This window comes from Mesorhizobium sp. M0478 (genome assembly GCF_040321305.1).
Lineage (GTDB): Bacteria > Pseudomonadota > Alphaproteobacteria > Rhizobiales > Rhizobiaceae > Mesorhizobium.
The window spans coordinates 798,237-821,148 of the sequence record NZ_JAMYRH010000001.1 but is presented as its reverse complement, the minus strand read 5'-3'; the positions used below and the strand labels follow the sequence as shown (position 1 = coordinate 821,148).

Sequence of the window (22,912 nt, the reverse complement as noted above, 5' to 3'; positions counted from 1 at the left end):
GAAACGGACAGGCACAATGGCTACCGAAATCCGCGTTCCCACTCTCGGCGAATCCGTCACCGAGGCGACCATCGGCAAGTGGTTCAAGAGGGTCGGCGATGCCATTGCCGTCGACGAGCCGCTGGTCGAGCTCGAAACCGACAAGGTGACGGTGGAGGTGCCTGCCGCCGCCGCCGGCACGCTGGGCGAGATCACCGCCAAGGAAGGCGAGACCGTTGGCGTCGGCGCGTTGCTGGGTTCGATCTCGGCAGGCGTCGCCACGGCCGCCCCGGCGTCCAAGCAGGAGACCAAGCCGCAAGCGGTGTCGCAGGCTTCGAGCCCGGACGCAGCGCACACGACCAGGCAGGCTGCGGCTGAGACCGCCAAGATAGCCGGCGATGCCGGGCCGGTCGAGCCGCGCACCATGCCGCCGGCGCCAGCTGCCGCAAAGCTGATCGCCGAGAACAATCTGTCGGTCGACCAGGTTTCTGGCTCGGGCAAGCGCGGCCAGGTGCTGAAGGGCGACGTGCTCGACGCGATTTCCAAGGGCGCGCCGTCGCAGCCGGCCGAAATTCCGAAGGCCGCACCGGCTCCGGTCGCTGTGCGTGCGCCGTCTTCGGGCGACGATGCGTCGCGCGAGGAGCGCGTGCGCATGACCAAGCTGCGCCAGACCATTGCGCGCCGGCTGAAGGAAGCGCAGTCGACCGCCGCCATGCTGACCACCTTCAACGAGGTCGACATGTCGGCGGTGATGGCGCTCAGGACCAAGTACAAGGACATCTTCGAGAAGAAGCATGGCGTGAAGCTCGGCTTCATGGGCTTCTTCACCAAGGCGGTTACGCACGCATTGAAGGAAATCCCCTCGGTCAATGCCGAGATCGACGGCACCGACATCATCTTCAAGAACTATGCCCATATCGGCGTTGCCGTCGGCACCGAAAAGGGTCTCGTCGTGCCGGTGGTGCGCAATGCCGACCAAATGTCGATTGCCGAGATCGAGAAGGATATCGGCCGGCTGGGCATCGCCGCGCGGGACGGCAAGCTGTCGGTCGCCGACATGCAGGGTGGTACGTTCACGATTTCCAACGGTGGCGTCTACGGTTCGCTGATGTCGACGCCGATCCTCAATGCGCCGCAGTCGGGCATTCTTGGCATGCACAAGATCCAGGACCGGCCCGTCGTGGTCGGCGGCCAGATCGTGATTCGGCCGATGATGTACCTGGCGCTCAGCTACGATCACCGTATCGTCGACGGCAAGGAAGCCGTGACCTTCCTGGTCCGCGTCAAGGATAGCCTGGAGGATCCCGAACGGCTGGTGCTTGATTTGTGATCGGAGCTGATCCGTCATGAGCGGCTGGCTGGCGCGGTTTGGGTTCAAGCTGGGTCGAGTAGCGGGTAGCGTATTGAGGCGTTCCCGGCCGGCGGCTTCCGCCGCCATCTCTCCGCCGGCGACATCGACTGAATGGGATTCGGCGCCGGCGAGCAGCAATCTCGGTGTCTTCGCTCTCAGCGAAGCCGAAATGGCGGAGCGGAAGATCATCGTCACCGCGATCGGTGAGCTTGAGCTACCGACCGGCGAAATCATCGCTTGCGATCCACTGATTACCGGGCTGGAACGGCCTGTGTTTAGCCGTAAGGTCAGGCCGGGATGCTATCCAGTCACGTTGCTTGAGGCGCAAGGCCGTGTTGCTGCAGCGGTATTGCGGTTTGGCACTGGCTTGCCGGTGCGGTGGGAGTTGGCTGCCTTCGTCCGCGACGTCGGCACATCGTCCTGGAAGTCTGGATTTATTGTCGATGATAATGTTGCTTCGTTCATGGACAAGTCGGTTCTGACGCTGATGTCCGACCAGGAGGAACTCGACAGCTATCTTGCTGACGTTGCATGCTCGTTCGACAAGTTCCGCATGGATAATCCGGTTGATGGAAATCCGCTTAATATAGCCATGTTCGACACTGGCTTCGGTGATGGGAACTATTATTCCTTCTGGGGACTGGATGCGGCCGGCGAGCCGCTGGTCTTGATGACCGATTTCGAGGTGCTCGAAAACGCCGACGGCCGCGAGAGCAGCCAGAGCAATTCATGACAAACATCGCTTCGCCAATGATCGGATTTATGGCCGGGCTGGCTGTTCTCGCAGCGGGTTACGAGGCGCATGCCGCCTGCCCGCTGGCGCTTGCTGTCTATGGCGATGCCGAAAGCGAGGCCGGCATTGATTTCCGGCCGACGATGGATGCGGTCACCGTCACCAACTCGTTCAAGATGGTGCTCGACAAGGGCATCGTGCTCGACGGCATTGTGATGTGGACCTCCGGTGTTTCGCGACCGCAAGGGTCGCTGATGTACAAATGCCCGACCGGCGACGTCACCGGTGACGAGCTTGCCGCCTGCACGGTCTGGCATGGCGTCATCTACAGCGCCGACGATAAGGGCAACATCGCGCTCCTGGCGGCGGAAGGCACGGACGCGCCGCAGAGCCTGATCTTCCCCGATCTGGGTCCATCGTTGCAGATGTCGTCCGCCTTTGGCTCCATCGGTTTTTCGAAACTGCCGTGGGATGTGTTTTTGCTGAAAGGTTGCCAGGAATGAGCGCGGCGAAGAAAGTTCTTCTGGTCACCGGCGGCGGCCGCGGCATTGGTGCGGCCACTTGCCGGCTTGCGGCGAAGGCCGGCTACCGCGTCGCGGTCAACTATGCCGCAAACGAGGCCGCGGCCCAGGCGCTGGTCGCCGAGATCGAGGCCGGTGGCGGTGAAGCGATAGCGGTCAAGGGCGATGTCGGCGTCGAGGCTGACATCGTCGCCGTGTTCGAAGCCGTCGATAGCGCCTATGGCCGGCTCGACGCCCTGGTCAACAATGCCGGAATCGTCGACGTCAAGGCGCGTGTCGACGAGATGAGCCTGGCGCGGCTGGAGCGCATGATGCGCATCAATGTCATCGGCTCGTTTCTGTGCGCCCGCGAAGCGGTGCGGCGCATGTCGAGCAAGCATGGCGGCCAGGGCGGCGCCATCGTCAACATCTCGTCGGCTGCGTCGCTACACGGCTCGCCCGGCGAATATGTCGACTATGCCGCGTCCAAGGCGGCGATCGACACCTTCACGCTCGGACTGGCGCGCGAAGTCGCGACCGAAGGCGTGCGGGTCAATGCGATACGGCCGGGCATCATCGACACCGAGATCCACGCTTCGGGCGGCCAGCCGGACCGGGTCGAGCGGTTCCGCGACATGCTGCCGATGAAACGAGCCGGCACGGCGGATGAAGTCGCGCATGCCGTTCTCTATCTTTTGTCGGATGAAGCGTCCTACACGACGGGCGCAATCCTGAATGTAAGCGGCGGCCGCTGAGCCCCAAGCTAAGGGAAACGAACATGGCTTATGATGTCGTTATCATCGGGTCGGGACCGGGCGGCTATGTCTGTGCCATCAAGGCGGCACAGCTCGGGCTCAAGGTCGCGGTGGTCGAGAAGAACGCCACTTTCGGCGGCACCTGCCTGAACATCGGCTGCATCCCATCCAAGGCGCTGCTTTATGCCTCGGAGATGTTCGCCGAGGCCGGCCATTCCTTCGATGCGCTGGGCGTCGAGATACCGGCGCCGAAACTCAATCTGAAGAAGATGATGGCGCACAAGGACGCGACCGTTTCGGCCAACGTCAATGGCGTCGCCTTCCTGTTCAAGAAGAACAAGATCGACTCGTTTCGCGGCACCGGGAAGGTGGCCGCGGCCGGCAAGGTGTCGGTGTCGGCTGAGGATGGCAAGGTCGAGGAGATCGAGACGAAAAACATCGTTATCGCCACGGGCTCCGATGTCGCCGGCATTCCCGGCGTCAAGGTCGACATCGACGAGAAGGTGATCGTATCGTCGACCGGCGCGCTGTCGCTGGAGAAAGTGCCGGGACATCTGGTGGTGGTCGGCGGTGGGGTCATCGGTCTGGAGCTCGGCTCGGTCTGGGCACGGCTCGGCGCCAAGGTCACCGTGGTCGAATTCCTCGACACCATCCTGGGCGGCATGGACGGCGAGGTCTCCAAGCAGTTCCAGCGCCTGCTTTCCAAGCAGGGTTTCGAGTTCAAGCTCGGCGCCAAGGTGACAGGGGTGACCAAGGCCAAAAAGGGCGCCGCCGTTACCTTCGAGCCGGTCAAGGGTGGTGCGGCCGAGACCATCGAGGCCGACGCGGTGCTGATCTCGACCGGACGCCGGGCCTATTCCGACAGCCTCGGGTTGAAAGAAGCCGGCGTCGAGGTCGACGAGCGCGGCCGGGTCAAGACCGACGGGCATCTCAGGACCAACGTGGCCGGCATCTACGCCATTGGCGACGTCATCGCCGGGCCGATGCTGGCGCACAAGGCCGAGGATGAAGGCGTGGCGGTGGCCGAGACCATTGCCGGCCAGGCCGGCCACGTGAATTACGACGTCATTCCGAGCGTCGTCTACACCAGCCCGGAAATCGCTTCGGTCGGCAAGACAGAGGAAGAGCTGAGGAAGGCCGGCATCGACTACAAGATGGGCAAATTCCCGTTCACCGCCAACGGCCGCGCGCGCGCCATGCTGCACACGGACGGCTTCGTGAAGATCCTCGCCGACAAAGCCAGCGACCGCGTGCTCGGCGTCCACATTGTCGGCTTCGGCGCAGGCGAGATGATCCATGAGGCGGCGGTGCTGATGGAGTTCGGCGGCTCTTCCGAAGACCTCGCCCGCACCTGCCACGCGCATCCGACAATGTCGGAAGCGGTGAAGGAAGCAGCGCTGGCGACGTTCTTCAAGCCGATCCATATTTAAGGAAACGCTGGAGGGACAGCACCCCCCTCTGGCCTGCCGGCCATCTCCCCCTCAAGGGGGGAGATTGGACTTCACCGCCGCGTCGCGAGCTTTCAAGTTTCTCACGTTTCTAACCTGGCGCTGTTCGTGAACTGCCGATCTCCCCTCTCGAGGGGGAGATGTCCGGCAGGACAGAGGGGGCGGTGAAGAATCGCGACGCTCGCCGATAGGTGCCCCAAACAAAACGGCCCGCTTTTCAGCGGGCCGTTCTTGGCTGGAATCAAGATGCCAGATCAGTTGGCCAGATTACGGGCTCGGCGCCGGAGCAGGCGCGGGTGCCGGAGCTGGCGCAGGAGCCGGTGCGGGCGCAGGGGCTGGTGCGGGAGCCGGTTCGGCGGGCTTCATCGGCTCAGCCGGTGCAGGTGCGGGCGCCGGTGTGCTGGCTGCCGGCGGCTCTGCGGGCGCAGGATGTTCGCCGCTTCTGCCGAAAACATAGTACGCGACAATCGCAAGGATGACGACGACCAGCGCAATCAGCCAGCCGCTGCCACCACCCGACCTGGGCGCTGGATCGTTAGGGTTCGCCATAAAAGTGTCCTCCGTGGATGAAAAGCATCAATCAACACCCCTCAACGCGCAACCGTTGAACGGGTTCATACTAGGCCTTCAAATTGACGAACGCAGGAAAATTCTGATTCGCAACCGCTTGTTGGCCTGTATTTCCCCCGCAAAATCAATCACGAACGAGGTAGAACGAGCTTAGCTGGCCTTTTCCGCCAAAAATAGGGCCAACCGCCTCCGCTTTGCGAATCAGTTGCGCACCGCACAGAGCCGGGCTTACGTGATTCGGTATTCAAGACGGGCGCTGCTCAGTCGACGGCGGTGACGGTATAGCCGGCCTTGCGAAAATCCTCGACCAGGCCTTCGGGGCCGGGAAGATGCATGGCGCCGACGGCCATGAAGGCATTGCCCTTGGCCAGGATCGGTGCGGCATGGTCGGCCATGACCTTGTTGCGGCCGGTGATCATCGTCCGGTCGAATTCGGCGTAACCTGCGTCGTCGTCTTCGTCGGGCGAGATCGAACGCAACAGCGGCCAGAAGGTGCCGGTGTCGCCGCGCTGGTAAAGCACGATCATGGTTTCGTTGATGTCGTTTATCTTGTCGCCGAGCTTCAGGGTCTCGACCAGCCCCTTGATGTGGAACGCAAGCGGCAGCGAGGCCATGGCGCGCAGCTGGCTGGCTGCGGTCTCCAACCCTTCCACCGGCTTGCCATTAGCCTTGGCGTCCTGCGCCAGCTTGACGTCGAGAACCGGTGCGCCGCCTGCCTGACGGGCGACCTCACAGACCGGCAGCGCGACCATGGCCGACAGCAGCCACGGCTTCATCTTGGAGACGCTCGCCGGCGGAATGCCGCGCGCATCGAGCCCTTTGTTCACCACCGCCGCATCCTCCGGCGACAACAGCGACGACAACGTCGTGTTGTCGGTGAACATCATCAGCTCGGGTTCCTTGAGCATGGCCTCCATCATCTTCTGCTTGTCGAGCACGTCGGTGGTCTCGATGATGATGGTGCCGGCAGCGCCATAGGCTTTCCTGGCTGCCGGCGGCAGAGTGGTCACGCGCGGGTCGGTCATGTGCATGGTGCCGAACAGGAAGGATGGCTTTTCGCCTGATTTCTCCAGCTTCCACAACAGGCCCTTGCCGTTCAGCGTCGCTGCTGCTTCCGTCTCGATCCTGGAATAGGTGGCGGGGTCTTCCTTCTGCAGGGCCGACAGCAGATCGGCGCCGGCGCAGGCCGGGGCTTCGGCATGCGCCCTGCCCATGGCAAGCAGCAGCACGATGAGGAAAGACAGGAAAAACAGGGCGTTGAGCGCGACGAGCAGCTTCAGCGACACAAGGGCGGCGCGGTCGGCGATGGCAAGGGCGCGTTTCATGGTGCGGTTCTAGGACTGAAAAGCGGCGAAACGGTTAACCGGCGTGGGGAAATTGTCCTGGACTTATACAGTGTCACGCGCGGGGATGGGCAGATTCGTAGATCTCGAGCAGCCTTGCCGTGTCGACGCCGGTATAGACCTGCGTCGTCGACAGGCTGGCGTGGCCGAGCAGTTCCTGGATGGTGCGCAGGTCGCCGCCGCGCCCGAGCAGATGGGTGGCGAAGGAATGGCGCAACGCGTGCGGCGTCGCGGTGTCGGGCAGGTTCAACGCCGAGCGCAGCCTGGCCATGTCGCGCTGGACGATGGCCGGGTTGAGCGGCCCGCCGCGGGCGCCGCGAAATAGCAGGCCCTTGGGATCGAGATGGTAGGGACACAGTTTTCGGTATTCGGCGATTGCCCTGAGCGCCACCGGCAGCACCGGCACCAGCCGTGTCTTGCCACCCTTGCCGGTGACGCGCAGCACGGTGTCGGCTTCCGATGCCAGGTCGGCGGCGCTGAGGCCCAGCGCTTCGGAAATGCGCAGGCCCGATCCATAAAGCAGCGTCAGCACGGCGGCGTTGCGGGCGGCGATCCAGGGCTCTTCAGCCAGCTGGCCTTCCACCGACACGACATGTTTGGCATCGCTGGCGGTCAGCGGCTTGGGCAGCGATTTCGGCTGGCGCGGCGCGCGCAAAGCTGCTGCACCCGCGGCGTTGGCGAGGCCGCGCCGTTCGAGGAAACGCAGCAGCGAACGGATGCCGGCAAGACCCCGGCCGAGCGTGCGGGCGCCAGCGCCAGCGTTGCGCCGCGCGGCAAGAAAGCCGCGCAGATCGGCCGGGCGTAAGGTTGCGATGTCGGAAATGCCGGGCGAGCCGCCGCAATGTCCGGTCAGGAAATGCAGGAACTGGCGCGTGTCGCGCTCGTAGGCCTCGACAGTCGCCGGTGACAGCCGACGCTCGCGCGCCAGCATCTTCAGCCAGCTTTCGCGCGCTGCCTGGAGGTCGGGTTTTGCCGGGATGAGAAATTCCTGCATGCCGCCATTGTCAGGCAGCCGGGTTAGGAAGCGGTGAAGAACCTGTCATTGAAATGGCCACGGGCGATCATTGAAATGACGCCGGTAGGGCGTTAGAGCAGGGCAAAGGATATCAGCCATGTCGAAGCCCCAGAACCCCGTGCAAATGGCCGTGATCGGCGCCGCCCACGGCATCAAGGGCGAATTGCGGGTGAAAACCTTCACCGGCGAGCCGCTGGCGCTGGCGGATTATGGCCCGCTCTATGCCAAGGACGGCCGCGCCTTCCAGATCATCGACATAAGGCCGGCAAACACTGTCGTCGTGGTGCGTTTCAAGGGCATTGCCGACCGCAACGCCGCCGAGGCGCTGGCCGGCACGGAGCTGTTCGTCGACCGCTCGATGCTGCCGGACGATGGCGAAGAGGACGAGTTCTACCACGCCGATCTCGTCGGGCTGGAAGTCCGCGACGACACGGATGCGGTTGTCGGCAAGGTGGTCGCGGTACACAATTTCGGCGGCGGCGACATTCTCGATGTCACGCTTGGCGGGCGCAAAGGCGTGCTGATCCCGTTCACGCAGGCCGCCGTGCCGCAGGTGGTGGTTGCCGAAGGTTTTGTCCGTGTCGATCCGGCGGCGGCCGGGCTGGTCGAGGACGAGGATGGCGAGGCGCCGCGCGAAGAAGACTTCGACGCGAAGGGCCGGCCGCGCGGGCCACGCGACGCCGGGGGCAACCGGTGACGTTCAAGGCTTCGGTGCTGACGCTCTATCCCGAGATGTTTCCGGGCGGGCTAGGCCTGTCGCTGGCCGGACGGGCGCTCGAAGTCGGGACATGGTCGCTGGAAGCTATCCAGATCCGCGACTTCGCCAGCGATCGCCATCACACCGTCGACGACACGCCGGCCGGCGGTGGCGCCGGCATGGTGATGCGCGCCGATGTGCTGGCCAAGGCGATCGACCACACCTCGCCGTCCGGCGATCCGCGGCCAAAATTGCTGATGAGCCCGCGCGGCAAGCCGTTGACGCAGGCGCGGGTGCGCGAGCTGGCTGCCGGGCCGGGCGCCGTCATCGTCTGCGGCCGCTTCGAGGGTGTAGACCAGCGATTGATCGAGGCGCGTGGGCTGGAGGAAGTCTCGATCGGCGATTTCATCCTCTCCGGTGGCGAGCCGGCAGCCCTGGTGCTGCTCGATGCCGTGGTCCGGCTGTTGCCCGGTGTGATGGGCAATGCGGTATCAGGCGAGGAAGAAAGTTTTGAGAACGGTCTGCTCGAACATCCGCATTACACGCGACCGCAGGAGTTCGAAGGCAGGCCAATCCCCGACGTGCTGGTTTCCGGCAATCACAAGAAGATCGCCGCCTGGCGCCGCGCAGAGTCCGAGAGGCTGACGAAGGAGCGGCGGCCGGATTTGCTCGCCGCTCAGCCCTTGGCAAAATAGTAGACGGCGAGAAACAGGCCGACGGCGATGACGAAGCCGCGTACTGCGTTTTGCGGCACGCGCTTGGCGATCCAGACGCCGGCATAGCCGCCGAGCGCGCCGCCGGGGATCATGACGATTGCCTGAGGCCAGGCAACAACGCCGCCGGAAACGAAGACCAGTATGGCAACGGCGGCGATGACCACGGCCAGCATGTTCTTCAGCGCGTTCAGCCGGTGATAGTCGCCGGATTGCGTCAGGCCGAGCGTCGCCAGCATCATGACGCCCATGCCGGCGCCGAAGAAGCCGCCATAGATGGCGGTAGCGAACTGCGCCAGCGAACCGGCCAGAGAGCCGACCGTGGCTTCATGCCCAGGCTTCGGCGTTGGTTTCAGCCACGGCCCGGCGGCGAACAAGGCGGTTGCGGCCAGCAGCAGCCACGGCACGAGGGCGCGGAACGACGGATTTGAGAGCGCCAGCAGGATGAGCGCACCAGCCAGCGCGCCCAAAGCCGAGATCAGGCAAAGCAGCAGCGCGCCGCGCCAGAAATGCTTGATGTCGGTCCAGTAAGCCAGCGTCGAGGTGATGTAACCGGGAAACTGCGTTACCGAGGACGTGGCGTTGGCGACGATCGGCGGCAGGCCGGCCAGCGTCATGGCGCCGAAGGTTATGAAGGTGCCGCCGCCGGCAACGGCGTTGACGGCGCCTGACAGAAAACCCGCGAGGAAGAGCAGGACTGCGTCGAAAACAGACATTGTGAGGCCGCCGGACAAGTGTGCTGCTCCCGGATTAGGAAGCTTGAAGGGCCGGCGCAACCCTGCACTGGACGATTGCGTGGTGGCATGCGACCAAAAAAGACAGGGCCAAGGCGTGACAAGTCAGTGAAATAGCTGTATGTGCCCGCCCGTACTGGCGAGAAAAATCTCCCGGACCCGTCAACAATGACGGTGTAGTCGCCCCTGCCCAATGTTTCGAAGACAAGATGTCTCGGGGACAAAGGGCATAGCCGAGCGGTCAATGGAACTGCAAGGCGAGTGTCGGACGCTCTGACTGTCGGAAGAACAAGAAGTGGACTATTGAGATGGATATCATCCGTCAGCTCGAGGCCGAACAGGCCGCCAAGATCGAAGCCAAGCGCAAGCTTCCCGAGTTTCAGCCCGGCGACACCGTGCGCGTCCAGGTCCGCGTGACCGAAGGCACCCGCACCCGCGTCCAGGCCTATGAGGGCGTCGTCATCGCCCGCGCCGGCGCCGGCTTCCAGGAAAATTTCACCGTCCGCAAGATCTCCTACGGCGAAGGCGTCGAGCGCGTTTTCCCGGTCTACTCGCCGATGGTCGAAGGCGTCGAGATCGTGCGCCGCGGCAAGGTGCGCCGCGCCAAGCTCTATTATTTGCGCGACCGTCGCGGCAAGTCGGCCCGTATTTCGGAAAACACCGGCGTGCGCGCCCGCAAGCTGAACGATGAGGAGCGCGACGCGCTGAACGCTGAGAAGGCCCGCATCGAGGCCGAGAAGATCGCCGCCGTGCAGGCGCTGGCAGCCGAGAAGGCCGCGCAGGAAGCCGCCGAGAAGAAGGCCGCCGACGAAGCCGCCAAGGCCGCCGACGAGGCTGCAAAGGCCGCGGAAGCGACCCCGGCCGAATAGATCTCGACCAAGGATTTTGAAAAGGCGGCTTCGGCCGCCTTTTTTCGTTTCACCAGACTGTGAACGATTGCCGGCCGAGAGTTGCGCCACGGCTGTTGACTCGAATTATCTTGTACACTAAATGATCGGATACAAAGCAAATGGAGAACTGACATGGCACTCTACACCACACAGGCTCGCGTCACCGGCGGCCGCGCCGGCCACGGCGAGACCAGCGACGGCCTGCTGAAGGTCGACCTCGCTTTGCCGAAGGAGCTCGGCGGACAGGGTGGCGCCACCAATCCCGAGCAGCTGTTCGCGGTCGGCTATGCCGCCTGCTTCGAAAGCGCCATCCGCTTCGTCGCGCGCAAGCAGAAGCTGCCGCTGGACGATGCGGCGGTGAGCGCCACCGTCAGCCTGCTTCCCAATGGTGAAGGCTTCAAACTTGGTGTCGCACTGGCCGCGGAGACCAAAGGCCTTGATCAGGCGGCGGCGGAAGCGCTTGTATCGGCAGCGCATCAGATTTGCCCCTATTCCAATGCGATCAAAGGCAATATCGAGGTGGCGCTTTCGACCGTGGCGCTTCCGGCAAAGGCAGCATGACGACGAAGACCGAAACCAGGGCCAGCGAAGTCCCGGCGGACACCGCCGGGAGGATCGCCGTTCCGCGCCTCGACCAGCAGCTCTGCTTCGCGCTCTATTCGGCGAGCGGGCTGATGACCAAGCTCTATCGGCCGCTGCTTGACCCGCTCGGCCTGACCTATCCGCAATATTTGGCGATGCTGGCGCTGTGGCAGCATGCGCCGAGCACGGTCGGCGAACTCGGCGAGGCGCTGGGGCTGGATTCGGCGACATTGACGCCTCTGCTCAAGCGGATGGAAGCGGCTGGTCTCGTCACCCGCCGTCGCGATCCGGCCGACGAGCGCCGCGTGCTGGTCGAACCGACTGCCAAGGGCCAGGCGCTGCGCGCCCGCATCAAGGACGTATCCGCAGGCCTTGCCTGCGCCATGCCGCTGGAAGTCGAGGAGCTGAAGTCGCTGCACCGGACCTTGACCGGATTTGTCGCCAAGCTGCGTGAGGCTACGTCACCATCCTGATCCGTCATCTGACGGGTTCCCGTGTCCAGGAGGGGCCTGGTTTGCCGGCGGCGCAATCACGGAATAAATTCCGACCACGGGGCGTTCTAAAACCGCGTTGGTTGAAGGCATTGGAATCCGCTTTCACCGGACGCTGAGCACCGGACCGGCTTGCAAGCCGTCTGCGGACGGCTAAAGTCGCGCCTGGATTTTCATGCGAGCCCGGCTGCAAGCGGGCTTCTCATCCTGGAGCGTGTCATGACCAAATCGAAGCTGCTGCTGGCCGCCCTCGCGGCCTGTTTCCTCGCGCCCGTCGCTGCATGGGCGGCCGATGCGCTGCCCGATCTCGGCGGCAAGAAGGTCGTGGTGGTGACGGAAAACGCCTATCCGCCGTTGCAGTTCATCGACGCCAAGACCGGCAAGCAGATCGGCTGGGAGTATGACGCGATGGACGAAATCGCCAAGCGGCTGAACTTCAAGGTGGAGTACCAGAACACCTCCTGGGACGCGATGATCCAGGCGGTTTCCGACAACCAGTACAACATTGGCATGACCGGCATCACCATCAAGGACGACCGAAAGGAGAAGGTCGATTTCTCCGACCCCTATATGCGTTCGGAGCAGTTCATGCTGGTGCGCGCCGATGAAAGCCGCTTCACCGACGCCAAGACCTTCGCCGCCTTCAAGGACGGGTTGATCGGCGCGCAGGCCGGAACGACGCCGTTCTACACCGCCGTCTACAGCGTGCTCGACGGCAATGAGCAGAACCCGCGCATCAAGCAGTTCGAGACCTTCGGCGCTTCGGTGCAGGCACTGAAATCCGGCGACGTCGATGTCGTCCTGACCGACGGCACCGCCGGCAAAGGCTATGTCGATGCCTCCGGCGGCAAGCTCAAGCTGATCGGCGGCCCGCTCGGCACCGAGGATTTTGGCTTCATCTTCCCGAAGGGCTCGGACCTGGTGAAGCCGGTCAACGCGGCGATCGCGGCGCTGAAGGCCGACGGCACGATCGAGGCGCTCAACAAGAAGTGGTTTCTCGACTACAAGATGGGGCAGTGATGTCCGACTCCTTACCCTCCCCCTTGTGGGGAGGGTCGATCCGCGAAGCGGAGCGGGGTGGGGGTGCCAGCGCCGGCGCTTTGTCACCACCCCCACCCCGGCTCACCAGCTTTGCGATGCAAAGCTTGTTCGCCGACCCTCCCCACAAGGGGGAGGGTGAAGCGCCCTGATGGCCACGCCCCACGCCTCAACCCCAAAATCCGATTTCCCCTGGTGGCTTGCCGCCGCGATCGCGCTCGCCGTCGTCGCTGCGCTCTCCATTGCCGCCAGCGATCTCTACGCCCAGGTTTTTGCCACCGTCGCCAAAGGCATCGGCATCACCATTCTTGTCACCGTGGTCGCCTTCGCGCTGGCTTCCGCCGTCGGGCTCGGCATTGCGCTGATGGGGTTGTCGGGGTCGCGTTGGCTCAAGCAGATCGCTCGTTTCTATGTCGAGATCATCCGCGGCGTGCCGATCCTGGTGCTGTTGTTCTGGATCGCCTTCGCCGGCGCGCCGGCCTTCGTGGCTGCGTGGAATGCGCTGACCGCGCCGCTGCAAAACGCCGGCTATCTCGGCGAGCTTTTGGTGCGCGACGTGTCGCTGTTGTGGCGTGCGATCATGGCGCTGACCATCGGTTATTCCGCCTTCATCTCCGAGGTCTTCCGCGCCGGCATCCAGTCAGTCGAGAAAGGCCAGATCGAGGCTGCCAAGGCGCTCGGGCTGACGCGCACGCAGCGCTTCCGGCTGATCGTGTTCCCACAGGCGATCCGCACCATCCTGCCGCCGCTCGGCAATGACTTCGTTGCCATGGTCAAGGATTCCTCGCTGGTCTCGGTGCTCGGCGTCGCCGACATCACGCAGATGGGCAAGATCTACGCCGCCGGCTCGTTCCGCTTCTTCGAGACCTATTCGATCGTCGCCTATATCTATCTCATCCTCACTGTCAGCCTGTCGCTGGCACTGCGGGGGCTGGAGCAACGACTGCGGCGGGCGCAGCAGGAATAGAAGTCCGACGCGGGCACGGCTACGATCGCGGAGGACAGGATTCCGGAGGATGCAGGCGATGACGATCGACAAGGCCAATGCGGCGCTGGGCACCGTCTATTCGGCCGACACGCCGGAAGGGCTGGCCAAGGCCTATGCGGACTGGGCCGCGACCTATGACAGCGAAACCGCTTCGCTAGGCTATCTGCTGCCGTTCCTGATCACCGCCTGGGTGGCGCGCCATGTGCAGGTGGGCGATGGACCGCTGCTCGACGCCGGCTGCGGCACCGGCCTGTCGGGCCCGTCATTGAAGGCGCTGGGTTATCACGACATTGCCGGGCTCGACCTCTCCGACGACATGCTGAAGATCGCCGGCAGCCGCAATGCCTATGGCGATCTGAAGCAGGCAATGCTCGGCGGGCCGCTGCCCTGGCCAGACGGGCATTTCCGCGCCTTCTTCTCGACTGGCGTGTTCACCATCAGCCATGCGCCGGCGTCCGGCCTGCGCGAGCTTGTCCGCATCACCAGAAAAGGCGGCCACGCCATCTTCACCGTGCGCGACCAGGTGTTTGACAGCGGCGGCTTCCAGGCCGTGTTCGACGGGCTGGAGCGGGCCGGGAAATGGCGGCCGGCCGAGCAAAGCCCATGGTTCCGCTGCTATGCGATCGCCGAGCCGGACGCGCTGGTGAAGACTTTTGTGTTCGAGGTGCTTTGAGCGCCGCCCTCTTCGCCTTCTCTCACAAGGGGAGAAGCGAAAACACGCCGCAATTGCCGAAAAGCCAAAACATTGGTATGAGCCACGCCATGGAAGAGCTTTTTGGCGATCCGGCCTATAAGGGTTTCGTGCTGCAGGACAGAAAACGCCTGCCGTCGCGTTTCTCTTCGCGCATTTCCGGCGCGCTCACCAGCCAACTTAGCTAAGCCGCTTTCGCCGGGCCGAAGGCTTCGGCGCGTCTGCCCTTCCCCTTTTTGCAAATCGACGGATTTACGCACATGAGCGCACCGCGCACCCTCTACGACAAGATTTTCGACGACCATGTCGTCGATCGCCAGGATGATGGCACCTGTCTGCTCTACATCGACCGCCATCTCGTCCATGAAGTGACCAGCCCGCAGGCCTTCGAAGGTCTGCGCATGACCGGCAGAAAAGTCCGGCATCCGGAAAAGACGCTGGCCGTGGTCGATCACAATGTCTCGACCTCGCCCGAGCGCAAGTTCGGCATCAAGAACGAGGAAAGCCGCATCCAGGTTGAGGCCTTGGCCAAGAACGCTAGGGATTTCGGTGTCGAATATTATTCCGAGAACGATATCCGCCAGGGCATCGTCCACATCATCGGGCCGGAGCAGGGCTTCACGCTGCCTGGCATGACGATCGTCTGCGGCGACAGCCACACCTCGACGCATGGCGCCTTCGGCGCACTGGCGCATGGCATCGGCACCTCAGAGGTCGAGCATGTGCTGGCGACGCAGACGCTGATCCAGCGCAAGGCCAAGAACATGCTGGTGCGTGTCGATGGCCAGTTGCCGGAAGGCGTCACCGCCAAGGACATTATCCTCGCCATCATCGGCGAGATCGGCACCGCCGGCGGCACCGGCTATGTCATCGAATATGCCGGTGAGGCGATCCGCGCGCTGTCGATGGAAGGCCGCATGACGATCTGCAACATGTCGATCGAGGGCGGCGCGCGCGCCGGCCTGATCGCGGCCGACGAAACCACCTTCGCCTATGTCAAGGGCAAGCCGCGCGCGCCGAAGGGCGCGTCGTGGGACGCCGCGCTCGAATACTGGAAGACGCTGCAGTCCGACGAGGGCGCGCATTTCGACAAGGTGATCGTGCTCGACGCGGCCAAGCTGCCGCCGATCGTCTCCTGGGGTTCCTCGCCCGAGGACGTCGTTTCGGTGCAGGGCGTCGTTCCCAATCCGGAAGAGATCACGGACGAGAACAAGCGGACGTCAAAGATCCGCGCGCTCGACTATATGGGGCTGACGCCGGGCACGAAGATCACCGACATCACGCTCGACCGCGTCTTCATCGGCTCCTGCACCAATGGCCGCATCGAGGATCTGCGTGCGGTGGCCAAGGTGGTCGAAGGCAAGACGGTGAGTGCGCATGTCGATGCGATGATCGTGCCGGGCTCCGGTCTGGTCAAGGAACAGGCGGAGGCCGAGGGTCTCGACAAGATCTTCATTGCCGCCGGTTTCGACTGGCGCGAGCCGGGCTGCTCGATGTGCCTGGCCATGAACGACGACCGGCTGAAGCCGCATGAGCGCTGCGCCTCGACCTCGAACCGCAATTTCGAAGGCCGGCAGGGCTTCAAGGGCCGCACCCATCTGGTGTCGCCAGCCATGGCGGCGGCGGCGGCGATCGCCGGCCATTTCGTCGACATCCGCGACTGGAAATAGCGCAGACTGGTTCAAGCCTGATCTACCCCGAACGGCAAAACCGTTCGGGGTTTTGTTTAAAGCGCACCGCTCTAAGACCCTTGGGGTATTATGCCCTAGCCGGCACGCCGGATGATTTCATGAAATTCCTCCCGGCTGCCGGGTTCGTCGGCCGCGACCACCAGCGCCAGTTCGCGCTCGTCGAAGATCTTGAACCACTCGTCCCATTCGACCAGCTCGTAGCCGCCTGCGTTGACCGGGCGTTCAGGTTGATCCTGGTCCTGATAGGCGTGCTGGCCGAAGACGAGCCTCAGCAACGGCTGCGTTCCGGTTTCGGGCGATACATCGACGATCGCCGGAAATCCGGCGCGCCCTGCGGCCCATGAGCGAATTGCTTCGTGGTCGGTCAGCGTGATCGTGTCGGCCATGAATAACTTCTCCTTGATTGCTGTCACGAAACGCCTGCCTCAGGTCCCGGTTCCGTGCAGCAGCTTCATGAGTGGCGACTTGCATATTCGTCCCGGCTTAACCGCTTGTTGGGGCTTGCGCTCTAAGGTCTTCCCTGACGTCAAGCGGGGAAGTCACCGTCTTTTGGACACCGGCCTGTTCATAGCGCTGCTCAATCCGACGATCGCGCTGGCGCTCGGCGCGGCGTTCCTCGTGCTGTGGTTCTACCAGCGCCACCGGCCCTATCTGGCTGTGCTCGGCACGAGCTATTGCGTGTCCGGGCCCGGCTTCCTGCTGCAGTATTTCACGCTGCCCGGCGGCATCGTGCTGACCAAGCTGGTCTCCAACCTCTGCTTCACGCTCGCCGCCTGCTGCCTCGTCGGTGCGATCATCTCGCGCTACGGCAGGCGCGTGCCCTATATCGCGATCGGCATTCTGGCGGGTGGCGGGATGGTCGCATTCTGCTGGTTCCTGTTCGTCCAGCCGGACTTAACTTGGCGCATCCTGTCGATCAATTTCGGCTTTGGCGGCCTCAGCGTGCTGGTCGCCGCCGAGCTGCGCGCCGTGCGCAAGAACGGCCCGACGGAAAAAATCCTGTTCGTACTGTCGCTGCTGTCCGGGCTGAACTTCATCGGCCGCACGCTGCTCGTCGTCATCTCGCACGGGCCGTTCACCAGCTATGACGGGTTTTATGGCTCGTCCTACTGGACGACGGCGCTTTTGACGCACGCGCTGCTGTCGTTGCTGATCGCGCTCTGCCTGTTCTCGGCAGCTGCGCTCGACGTGATGAAGGCGCTGAAGACCGAGACGCACACCGATCCGCTGTCTGGCCTGCTCAACCGCAGGGGTTTCGAGGAGCGCGCCTTGCTGGTGCTGCAGCATTGCGCTGTTACCAAGGTGCCGGTCGCGCTGGTGCTGGCCGATCTCGATCACTTCAAGGCGCTCAACGACAAATACGGGCATGCCGCGGGCGACCAGGTGATCGCCGACTTCGCCGCCAAGCTTCGCGCGGCCGCCGGCACGCGTGCGGTTGCCGGCCGCATCGGCGGCGAGGAGTTCGCCGTGCTTCTGTCGCTGAGCGATCTTGCCACGGCGCGGCTGTTTGCCGAAGCCGTGCGCACGCACTATTCGGCCGGCAGTGTCGACGGGTTGCCGCCGGGCACCAGGGTGACCGCGAGCTTCGGCGTCGCGGCACGCACCGGCGACGAAGGGCTGGAGCCGCTGATGCGGCGCGCCGACGAAGCGCTCTACAAGGCCAAGAAGAACGGCCGCGACAGTGTGCGATTGTCCTATGAGCGGGCGGAAACGGTGTTCGTCCCGGATACAGGCAGCGTCGGTTAGCGTCTCGCTTAAACGGCCTCTCGGCCGTGCCGGATCATCAGCGGCAAGGGCTGAGGTTGGGCATTTCGCCATCGGAGAGGCCGTACATATAGGAGCGGCCCTTCACGAACACCGGCGGCTGGTAGCAGCCACGCCTGGAGATGTGATCCGCCTCGTCTTCATAAAGGACTTCCGGTTCCGCTTCCGGCTGCCCGGCGCTGGTGTAGTCGGACAATTTCTTGGCCAGCCTGCCTTGGCCGACAATGATGCGCTTGTAGCCGGCGGCGCTGTCGATGACGAGATTGCCCAGGGAATCGGCATAGACGCGGTCATGATGGCGCGACCAGGCCATTGCCGGGGCGGCGAAGCCGAGACTGGCTGTCGCCAGCACAAGCGCCGCAAGGCGCGCTCTTCCTGAATTCGAAAGCATGGTGTCCTCTCTGCTGTGGACCCGATCGAATCGGAAATTAACCTTTTCTTAACCTTTGTTAAGAGGGCAGGCGCATCCGGCGGCGATCTCTCGCCAAACATGGTTAATATCCGACGGGATGGAAAACCCGGGCGTCATCATTCGGCCATGCTTGCCCGCACCATCGGCCGCGACGCACACAACTACGCTGACGTCGGGTGAGCTTGATCTTGGTGGAACATCGCGGCTAGTTAGCCGCGCAGGAGGACAGCATATGGCGTTACGCCGGACGTTTCGGGTGACGCTGTTGTCGATCCCCTTGCTGACTGCCGCAGCCTGCGTGCCGCAGAACGGCGCGCCGACGGCGGTGAATACCGTACCACCCACTGTCGCGCCCGCGCCGGCTCAGCAGTCCGCCGCACCTGTGGCGCCCCCGGCTTCCGCAACGGCTCCGACAGCACCTGCCGCACCTTCAGCCAAGATCGTCACCGATCTTACCGCGCCGCGGTCTGCTGTCGGCACGGCAACTTACAGATGCGGCAATGGCGGCATGATCACCATCCAGAACCTCGGCACGGCGTTGCGTGTTGTCAGGCCCGACGGCACGACCGAGGAGTTTGCCGCATCACCCGCCAACCAGTCCAGCCGCTACCAGGAAGCCGCGTCGCATGACGCAATCGTGATCGACGCGCGCGAGGCGCTGGTGATGAAGAGGGGCTCGACACCACAGACCTGCAAACGATAGCCTGGCGTCGATTGCAAAGGAAATGCCGCACTGCAGCGAACGGTGCGCCGGCTTTCGACGGCGGCCAAATCGATTGAAGCGAAACAGCAGCCTTTTGTCAGACTAAATGACGTTTTCAAAACGATTTTCCGGCTTTGACGCGGTGCAAAAAGAGCATTAGAAACCGGCTGTCTGAAGTCATATATCGAGGCGGTGAGTGCCGCTTTCCACCGCGGCTCCGGACATCGAACTGGGGCAGCCATGAGCAAATCACCAGCCACCCGAACCGCCAGACGTGAACGGCCGCTCTCGCCGCACCTGACGATTTACCGCCCACCGATCACCATGACGATGTCGATCATTCACCGCATCACTGGCGGGGCGCTGTATTTCGGCACGCTGCTGGTCGCCGCGTGGCTGATGGCGGCGGCGAGTTCGCAAGGCGCTTTCGATTGGATCAACTGGGCCTTCGGCACCTGGCTCGGCCGGCTCATCCTGTTCGGCTACACCTGGGCGCTGATGCACCACATGCTGGGCGGCGTGCGCCATCTCGTCTGGGACACCGGCGCCGGGCTGGAGAAACACACGGCATCGAAGATCGCCTGGGCGACGCTCGCCGGTTCCATCCTGCTCACGCTGCTGATCTGGGTCGCCGGCTACATGGCGCGGGGAACCTTGTGATGAGCGGCACGAACAACAACGATATGCGCACGCCGCTGGCCAAGGTCCGCGGTCTGGGCTCGGCCCGCGAAGGCACCGGGCATTTCTGGCGACAGCGGCTGACGGCCATTGCCAACATCCCGCTGATACTGTTCTTCGTCGGGTTCCTGATCGCGCTCAATGGCGCCGGCTTCGCCGAGGTGCGGGCGGCGCTCGCCAGTCCGTTCGTGGCGCTGGTGTTGGCGCTGGTGCTCGTTTCCGGTCTCACCCATATGCGTGTCGGCATGCAGGTCATTATCGAGGATTACGTGCATGCCGAAGGCATGAAGCTGGCGCTGATCGCACTCAGCACGTTTTTCACCATAGCGGTCGGCGTCGCCTCGATCTTCGCCCTGCTCAAACTGGCATTCGGAGGCTGATTTGGCCAAGGACGCGAAATCGGCCACCGGCTATACCTTTGTCGACCACAAGTTCGACGTGGTGGTCGTCGGCGCCGGCGGCGCCGGCCTGCGCGCCACGCTCGGCATGGCCGAGCAGGGCCTGCGCACGGCCTGCATCACCAAAGTGTTCCCGACCCGCTCGCACACGGTGGCGGCACAAGGCGGCATTGCCGCGTCGCTGTCCAACATGGGTCCGGACTCCTGGCAGTGGCACATGTACGACACCGTCAAGGGTTCGGACTGGCTGGGCGACGTCGACGCCATGGAATATCTGGTGCGCGAGGCACCGGCGGCGGTCTACGAGCTCGAGCATTACGGCGTGCCGTTCTCGCGCACCGAAGAGGGCAAGATCTACCAGCGGCCGTTCGGCGGACACATGATGAATTATGGCGACGGCCCGCCGGTGCAGCGCACCTGTGCTGCCGCCGACCGCACCGGTCACGCCATCCTGCACACGCTCTACGGCCAGTCGCTGAAGAACAATGCACAGTTCTTCATCGAGTATTTTGCGCTCGACCTGATCATGGAACCGGACGGCACCTGCACCGGCGTCGTCGCCTGGAACCTCGACGACGGCACCATCCATCGCTTCTCCGCCAAGATGGTGGTGCTGGCGACCGGCGGATATGGCCGCGCCTATTTCTCGGCGACGTCGGCGCACACCTGTACAGGCGACGGCGGCGGCATGGCGGCACGGGCCGGCTTCCCGCTGCAGGATATGGAGTTCGTGCAGTTTCATCCGACCGGCATCTACGGCGCCGGCTGCCTGATCACCGAAGGCGCGCGCGGCGAGGGCGGCTATCTCGTCAATTCCGAGGGCGAGCGCTTCATGGAGCGCTACGCGCCGTCGGCCAAGGACCTGGCGTCGCGCGACGTCGTCTCGCGTTGCATGACGCTGGAGATCCGCGAAGGCCGCGGGGTCGGCAAGAACAAGGACCATATTTTCCTGCATCTCGACCATCTCGATCCGGCCGTGCTGCATGAGCGGCTGCCGGGCATTTCGGAATCGGCCAGGATTTTCGCCGGCGTCGACCTGACCAAGGAGCCGATCCCGGTGCTGCCGACGGTGCACTACAATATGGGCGGCGTGCCGACCAACTACTGGGGCGAGGTGCTGAACCCGACGGTCGAGAATCCTGACCGGGTGTCACCCGGGCTGATGGCGGTCGGCGAGGCCGGCTGTGCCTCCGTGCACGGCGCCAACCGGCTGGGCTCGAACTCGCTGATCGATCTGGTGGTGTTCGGCCGCGCCGCCGCAATCCGCGCCGGCCAGGTCATCGACCGCAACTCGGCGATCCCTTCGCCCAACGAAGCCTCGGTCGAAAACATCATGGACCGCTTCGACCGGCTGCGCCACGCCAATGGCTCGACGCCAACCGCCGTTCTGCGTGAGAAAATGCAAAAGGCGATGCAGGAAGACGCCGCCGTGTTCCGCACACAGGAGTCGCTCGAAAACGGCTGCAAGCGCATTTCGCAGATATGGACCGAGCTCAAGGACCTGAAAGTCTCCGACCGGTCGATGATCTGGAATTCCGACCTGGTCGAGACGCTGGAGCTGGAAAATCTGATGGCCAACGCCATCACCACGGTCTACGGCGCCGAGGCGCGCAAGGAGAGCCGCGGCGCGCATGCGCGCGAAGATTTTTCGGCCCGAGACGACATTATCTGGCGCAAGCATACGCTGGCCCGGCTAAGCGAGGACGGCCAGGTGAGCCTCAGCTATCGTCCCGTGCACACCGAGCCGCTGGTGGCGGAAAAGGACGGCGGCATCAGTCTTGCTAAGATCGCGCCGAAGGCCAGGGTATACTGACCATGGTGCCGAAGCCCGTCATCCGAAAGGATCTGAGGTAATGGTCGAACTCACGCTTCCCAAGAACTCCAAGGTGCAGCCGGGCAAGACCTGGCCGAAGCCGGAGGGCGCCACCAACCTGCGGGAATACCGCATCTACCGCTGGTCGCCCGACGATGACGAGAACCCGCGCATCGACACCTATTTCGTCGACATGGACGATTGCGGGCCGATGGTGCTCGACGCGCTGCTCTGGATCAAGAACAAGATCGATCCGACGCTTGCCTTGCGCCGCTCATGCCGCGAAGGCATTTGCGGCTCCTGCGCCATGAACATCGATGGCTCCAACACGCTGGCCTGCACCAAGGGCTGCGACGACATTTCCGGCGCCGTCAAGGTCTACCCGCTGCCGCATATGCAGGTGGTCAAGGATCTGGTGCCCGACCTCACCAATTTCTACGCCCAGCACGCCTCGATCCAGCCATGGCTGAAGACAGTGTCGCCAGAGCCGGCCAAGGAATGGCTGCAGAGCCATGAGGATCGCGAAAAGCTCGACGGGCTCTACGAGTGCATCCTGTGCGCCTGCTGCTCGACCTCGTGCCCGAGCTATTGGTGGAACGGCGACCGCTATCTCGGCCCGGCGACGTTGCTGCAGGCCTATCGCTGGCTGATCGACAGCCGCGACGAAGCCACGGGCGAACGGCTCGACGATCTCGAAGACCCGTTCCGGCTCTACCGCTGCCACACCATCATGAACTGCGCCCAGACCTGCCCGAAGGGGCTCAACCCGGCCAAGGCGATTGCCGAGATCAAGAAGATGATGGTGGAGCGGCGGGTTTAGTTGAGGCGAGTTCGCTCGCGGCAATCTCGAACGCGGCGATCCTTCGCGCGCCCCTCTGTCCTGCCGGACATCTCCCCCACGGGTGGGGAGATTGGCCGTCATCGCGGCTTTCGCC

26 protein-coding genes are annotated in these 22,912 nt (G+C 63.8%); 21 read left to right on the top strand and 5 right to left on the bottom strand.

The annotated features are described in order from the left end of the window. Positions 1-16 precede the first annotated feature (16 nt). Genes odhB through lpdA form a run of 5 tightly spaced genes read left to right on the top strand, consistent with a single transcriptional unit; the run spans position 17 to position 4,748 of the window. Positions 17-1,309 carry a 2-oxoglutarate dehydrogenase complex dihydrolipoyllysine-residue succinyltransferase gene (gene odhB, locus NKI64_RS04015; RefSeq protein ID WP_352500504.1) on the top strand — a complete coding sequence of 431 codons (1,293 nt, stop codon included), beginning with the start codon at positions 17-19 and terminating at the stop codon, positions 1,307-1,309. A 16-nt stretch (positions 1,310-1,325) separates the two neighbouring features. Beyond that, positions 1,326-2,063 carry a DUF4241 domain-containing protein gene (locus NKI64_RS04010; protein ID WP_031195599.1) on the top strand — a complete coding sequence of 246 codons (738 nt, stop codon included), beginning with the start codon at positions 1,326-1,328 and terminating at the stop codon, positions 2,061-2,063. Beyond that, on the top strand, positions 2,060-2,566 hold the full coding sequence (locus NKI64_RS04005; RefSeq protein WP_352666553.1) for a hypothetical protein: 507 nt from the start codon (positions 2,060-2,062) through the stop codon (positions 2,564-2,566). The genes NKI64_RS04010 and NKI64_RS04005 overlap by 4 nt, the downstream gene beginning before the upstream one ends. Beyond that, a complete protein-coding gene (locus NKI64_RS04000; RefSeq protein WP_023826883.1) occupies positions 2,563-3,318 on the top strand; it encodes an SDR family oxidoreductase in 756 nt (251 codons plus the stop codon). The genes NKI64_RS04005 and NKI64_RS04000 overlap by 4 nt, the downstream gene beginning before the upstream one ends. 23 nt (positions 3,319-3,341) lie before the next feature. Then, a complete protein-coding gene (gene lpdA, locus NKI64_RS03995) occupies positions 3,342-4,748 on the top strand; it encodes a dihydrolipoyl dehydrogenase (RefSeq protein ID WP_352666551.1) in 1,407 nt (468 codons plus the stop codon). A gap of 848 nt (positions 4,749-5,596) precedes the next feature. Here lpdA and NKI64_RS03990 read toward each other — a convergent pair. Together NKI64_RS03990 and NKI64_RS03985 are read right to left on the bottom strand one after the other, a co-directional pair. Next, on the bottom strand, positions 5,597-6,661 hold the full coding sequence (locus NKI64_RS03990; RefSeq protein ID WP_352666550.1) for a TraB/GumN family protein: 1,065 nt from the start codon (positions 6,659-6,661) through the stop codon (positions 5,597-5,599). A 73-nt stretch (positions 6,662-6,734) separates the two neighbouring features. After that, the gene (locus NKI64_RS03985) at positions 6,735-7,673 is read right to left on the bottom strand and encodes a tyrosine recombinase XerC (RefSeq protein WP_023670529.1); all 939 of its coding nucleotides are present in this window, start codon (positions 7,671-7,673) and stop codon (positions 6,735-6,737) included. Positions 7,674-7,791: 118 nt separating this feature from the next. Here NKI64_RS03985 and rimM point away from each other — a divergent pair, with 118 nt between their 5' ends. Next, a complete protein-coding gene (gene rimM / locus NKI64_RS03980) occupies positions 7,792-8,391 on the top strand; it encodes a ribosome maturation factor RimM (protein ID WP_023814767.1) in 600 nt (199 codons plus the stop codon). Then, positions 8,388-9,086 carry a tRNA (guanosine(37)-N1)-methyltransferase TrmD gene (gene trmD / locus NKI64_RS03975; protein ID WP_023670527.1) on the top strand — a complete coding sequence of 233 codons (699 nt, stop codon included), beginning with the start codon at positions 8,388-8,390 and terminating at the stop codon, positions 9,084-9,086. The genes rimM and trmD overlap by 4 nt, the downstream gene beginning before the upstream one ends. On the opposite strand, the gene NKI64_RS03970 is transcribed toward trmD, so the two are convergent. After that, the gene (locus NKI64_RS03970; RefSeq protein WP_023683874.1) at positions 9,068-9,820 is read right to left on the bottom strand and encodes a sulfite exporter TauE/SafE family protein; all 753 of its coding nucleotides are present in this window, start codon (positions 9,818-9,820) and stop codon (positions 9,068-9,070) included. The genes trmD and NKI64_RS03970 overlap by 19 nt on opposite strands. 326 nt (positions 9,821-10,146) lie before the next feature. Between NKI64_RS03970 and rplS the strand changes: the two genes are divergently transcribed. The 8 genes from rplS to leuC all read left to right on the top strand — a co-directional run bounded on the left by rplS (position 10,147) and on the right by leuC (position 16,188). After that, positions 10,147-10,707 carry a 50S ribosomal protein L19 gene (rplS, locus tag NKI64_RS03965; protein WP_023670525.1) on the top strand — a complete coding sequence of 187 codons (561 nt, stop codon included), beginning with the start codon at positions 10,147-10,149 and terminating at the stop codon, positions 10,705-10,707. A 153-nt stretch (positions 10,708-10,860) separates the two neighbouring features. Next, positions 10,861-11,289 carry an organic hydroperoxide resistance protein gene (locus NKI64_RS03960; protein ID WP_023694503.1) on the top strand — a complete coding sequence of 143 codons (429 nt, stop codon included), beginning with the start codon at positions 10,861-10,863 and terminating at the stop codon, positions 11,287-11,289. Beyond that, complete coding sequence (locus NKI64_RS03955) at positions 11,286-11,783, top strand: MarR family winged helix-turn-helix transcriptional regulator (RefSeq protein WP_023683877.1); 498 nt, start codon at positions 11,286-11,288, stop codon at positions 11,781-11,783. Before NKI64_RS03960 ends, NKI64_RS03955 begins: the two co-directional genes overlap by 4 nt. Positions 11,784-12,020: 237 nt before the next feature. Next, complete coding sequence (locus tag NKI64_RS03950; protein ID WP_023687705.1) at positions 12,021-12,821, top strand: transporter substrate-binding domain-containing protein; 801 nt, start codon at positions 12,021-12,023, stop codon at positions 12,819-12,821. A 169-nt stretch (positions 12,822-12,990) separates the two neighbouring features. Then, positions 12,991-13,806 carry an amino acid ABC transporter permease gene (locus tag NKI64_RS03945; protein WP_023710216.1) on the top strand — a complete coding sequence of 272 codons (816 nt, stop codon included), beginning with the start codon at positions 12,991-12,993 and terminating at the stop codon, positions 13,804-13,806. A 58-nt stretch (positions 13,807-13,864) separates the two neighbouring features. Beyond that, on the top strand, positions 13,865-14,500 hold the full coding sequence (locus NKI64_RS03940) for a class I SAM-dependent DNA methyltransferase (RefSeq protein WP_352666545.1): 636 nt from the start codon (positions 13,865-13,867) through the stop codon (positions 14,498-14,500). Beyond that, positions 14,497-14,706: a hypothetical protein gene (locus NKI64_RS03935; RefSeq protein ID WP_197031338.1), complete on the top strand. Its 210-nt coding sequence runs from the start codon at positions 14,497-14,499 to the stop codon at positions 14,704-14,706. Before NKI64_RS03940 ends, NKI64_RS03935 begins: the two co-directional genes overlap by 4 nt. A 72-nt stretch (positions 14,707-14,778) precedes the next feature. Then, positions 14,779-16,188: a 3-isopropylmalate dehydratase large subunit gene (leuC, locus tag NKI64_RS03930; protein ID WP_023670518.1), complete on the top strand. Its 1,410-nt coding sequence runs from the start codon at positions 14,779-14,781 to the stop codon at positions 16,186-16,188. A gap of 95 nt (positions 16,189-16,283) precedes the next feature. Here leuC and NKI64_RS03925 read toward each other — a convergent pair whose 3' ends face one another. After that, positions 16,284-16,595, bottom strand: a complete 312-nt coding sequence (locus NKI64_RS03925) for a hypothetical protein (RefSeq protein ID WP_023670517.1) — start codon at positions 16,593-16,595, stop codon at positions 16,284-16,286. Between the two features lie 163 nt (positions 16,596-16,758). On the opposite strand from NKI64_RS03925, the gene NKI64_RS03920 reads away from it, so the two are divergent. After that, positions 16,759-17,955, top strand: a complete 1,197-nt coding sequence (locus tag NKI64_RS03920; protein ID WP_352666543.1) for a GGDEF domain-containing protein — start codon at positions 16,759-16,761, stop codon at positions 17,953-17,955. A gap of 37 nt (positions 17,956-17,992) precedes the next feature. On the opposite strand, the gene NKI64_RS03915 is transcribed toward NKI64_RS03920, so the two are convergent. Beyond that, positions 17,993-18,364 carry a hypothetical protein gene (locus NKI64_RS03915; RefSeq protein ID WP_023687709.1) on the bottom strand — a complete coding sequence of 124 codons (372 nt, stop codon included), beginning with the start codon at positions 18,362-18,364 and terminating at the stop codon, positions 17,993-17,995. 253 nt (positions 18,365-18,617) lie between these two features. Between NKI64_RS03915 and NKI64_RS03910 the strand changes: the two genes are divergently transcribed. From NKI64_RS03910 to NKI64_RS03890, 5 genes are all read left to right on the top strand, one after another. Beyond that, positions 18,618-19,088 carry a hypothetical protein gene (locus NKI64_RS03910; RefSeq protein ID WP_023687710.1) on the top strand — a complete coding sequence of 157 codons (471 nt, stop codon included), beginning with the start codon at positions 18,618-18,620 and terminating at the stop codon, positions 19,086-19,088. A 240-nt stretch (positions 19,089-19,328) separates the two neighbouring features. Beyond that, positions 19,329-19,748: a succinate dehydrogenase, cytochrome b556 subunit gene (sdhC, locus tag NKI64_RS03905; RefSeq protein ID WP_023683884.1), complete on the top strand. Its 420-nt coding sequence runs from the start codon at positions 19,329-19,331 to the stop codon at positions 19,746-19,748. Next, complete coding sequence (sdhD, locus tag NKI64_RS03900) at positions 19,748-20,146, top strand: succinate dehydrogenase, hydrophobic membrane anchor protein (protein WP_023683885.1); 399 nt, start codon at positions 19,748-19,750, stop codon at positions 20,144-20,146. The genes sdhC and sdhD overlap by 1 nt, the downstream gene beginning before the upstream one ends. Position 20,147: 1 nt before the next feature. Then, complete coding sequence (gene sdhA / locus NKI64_RS03895) at positions 20,148-21,977, top strand: succinate dehydrogenase flavoprotein subunit (protein ID WP_023687711.1); 1,830 nt, start codon at positions 20,148-20,150, stop codon at positions 21,975-21,977. Between the two features lie 40 nt (positions 21,978-22,017). Further along, positions 22,018-22,797, top strand: a complete 780-nt coding sequence (locus tag NKI64_RS03890; protein WP_023670510.1) for a succinate dehydrogenase iron-sulfur subunit — start codon at positions 22,018-22,020, stop codon at positions 22,795-22,797. Positions 22,798-22,912: the final 115 nt, after the last annotated feature.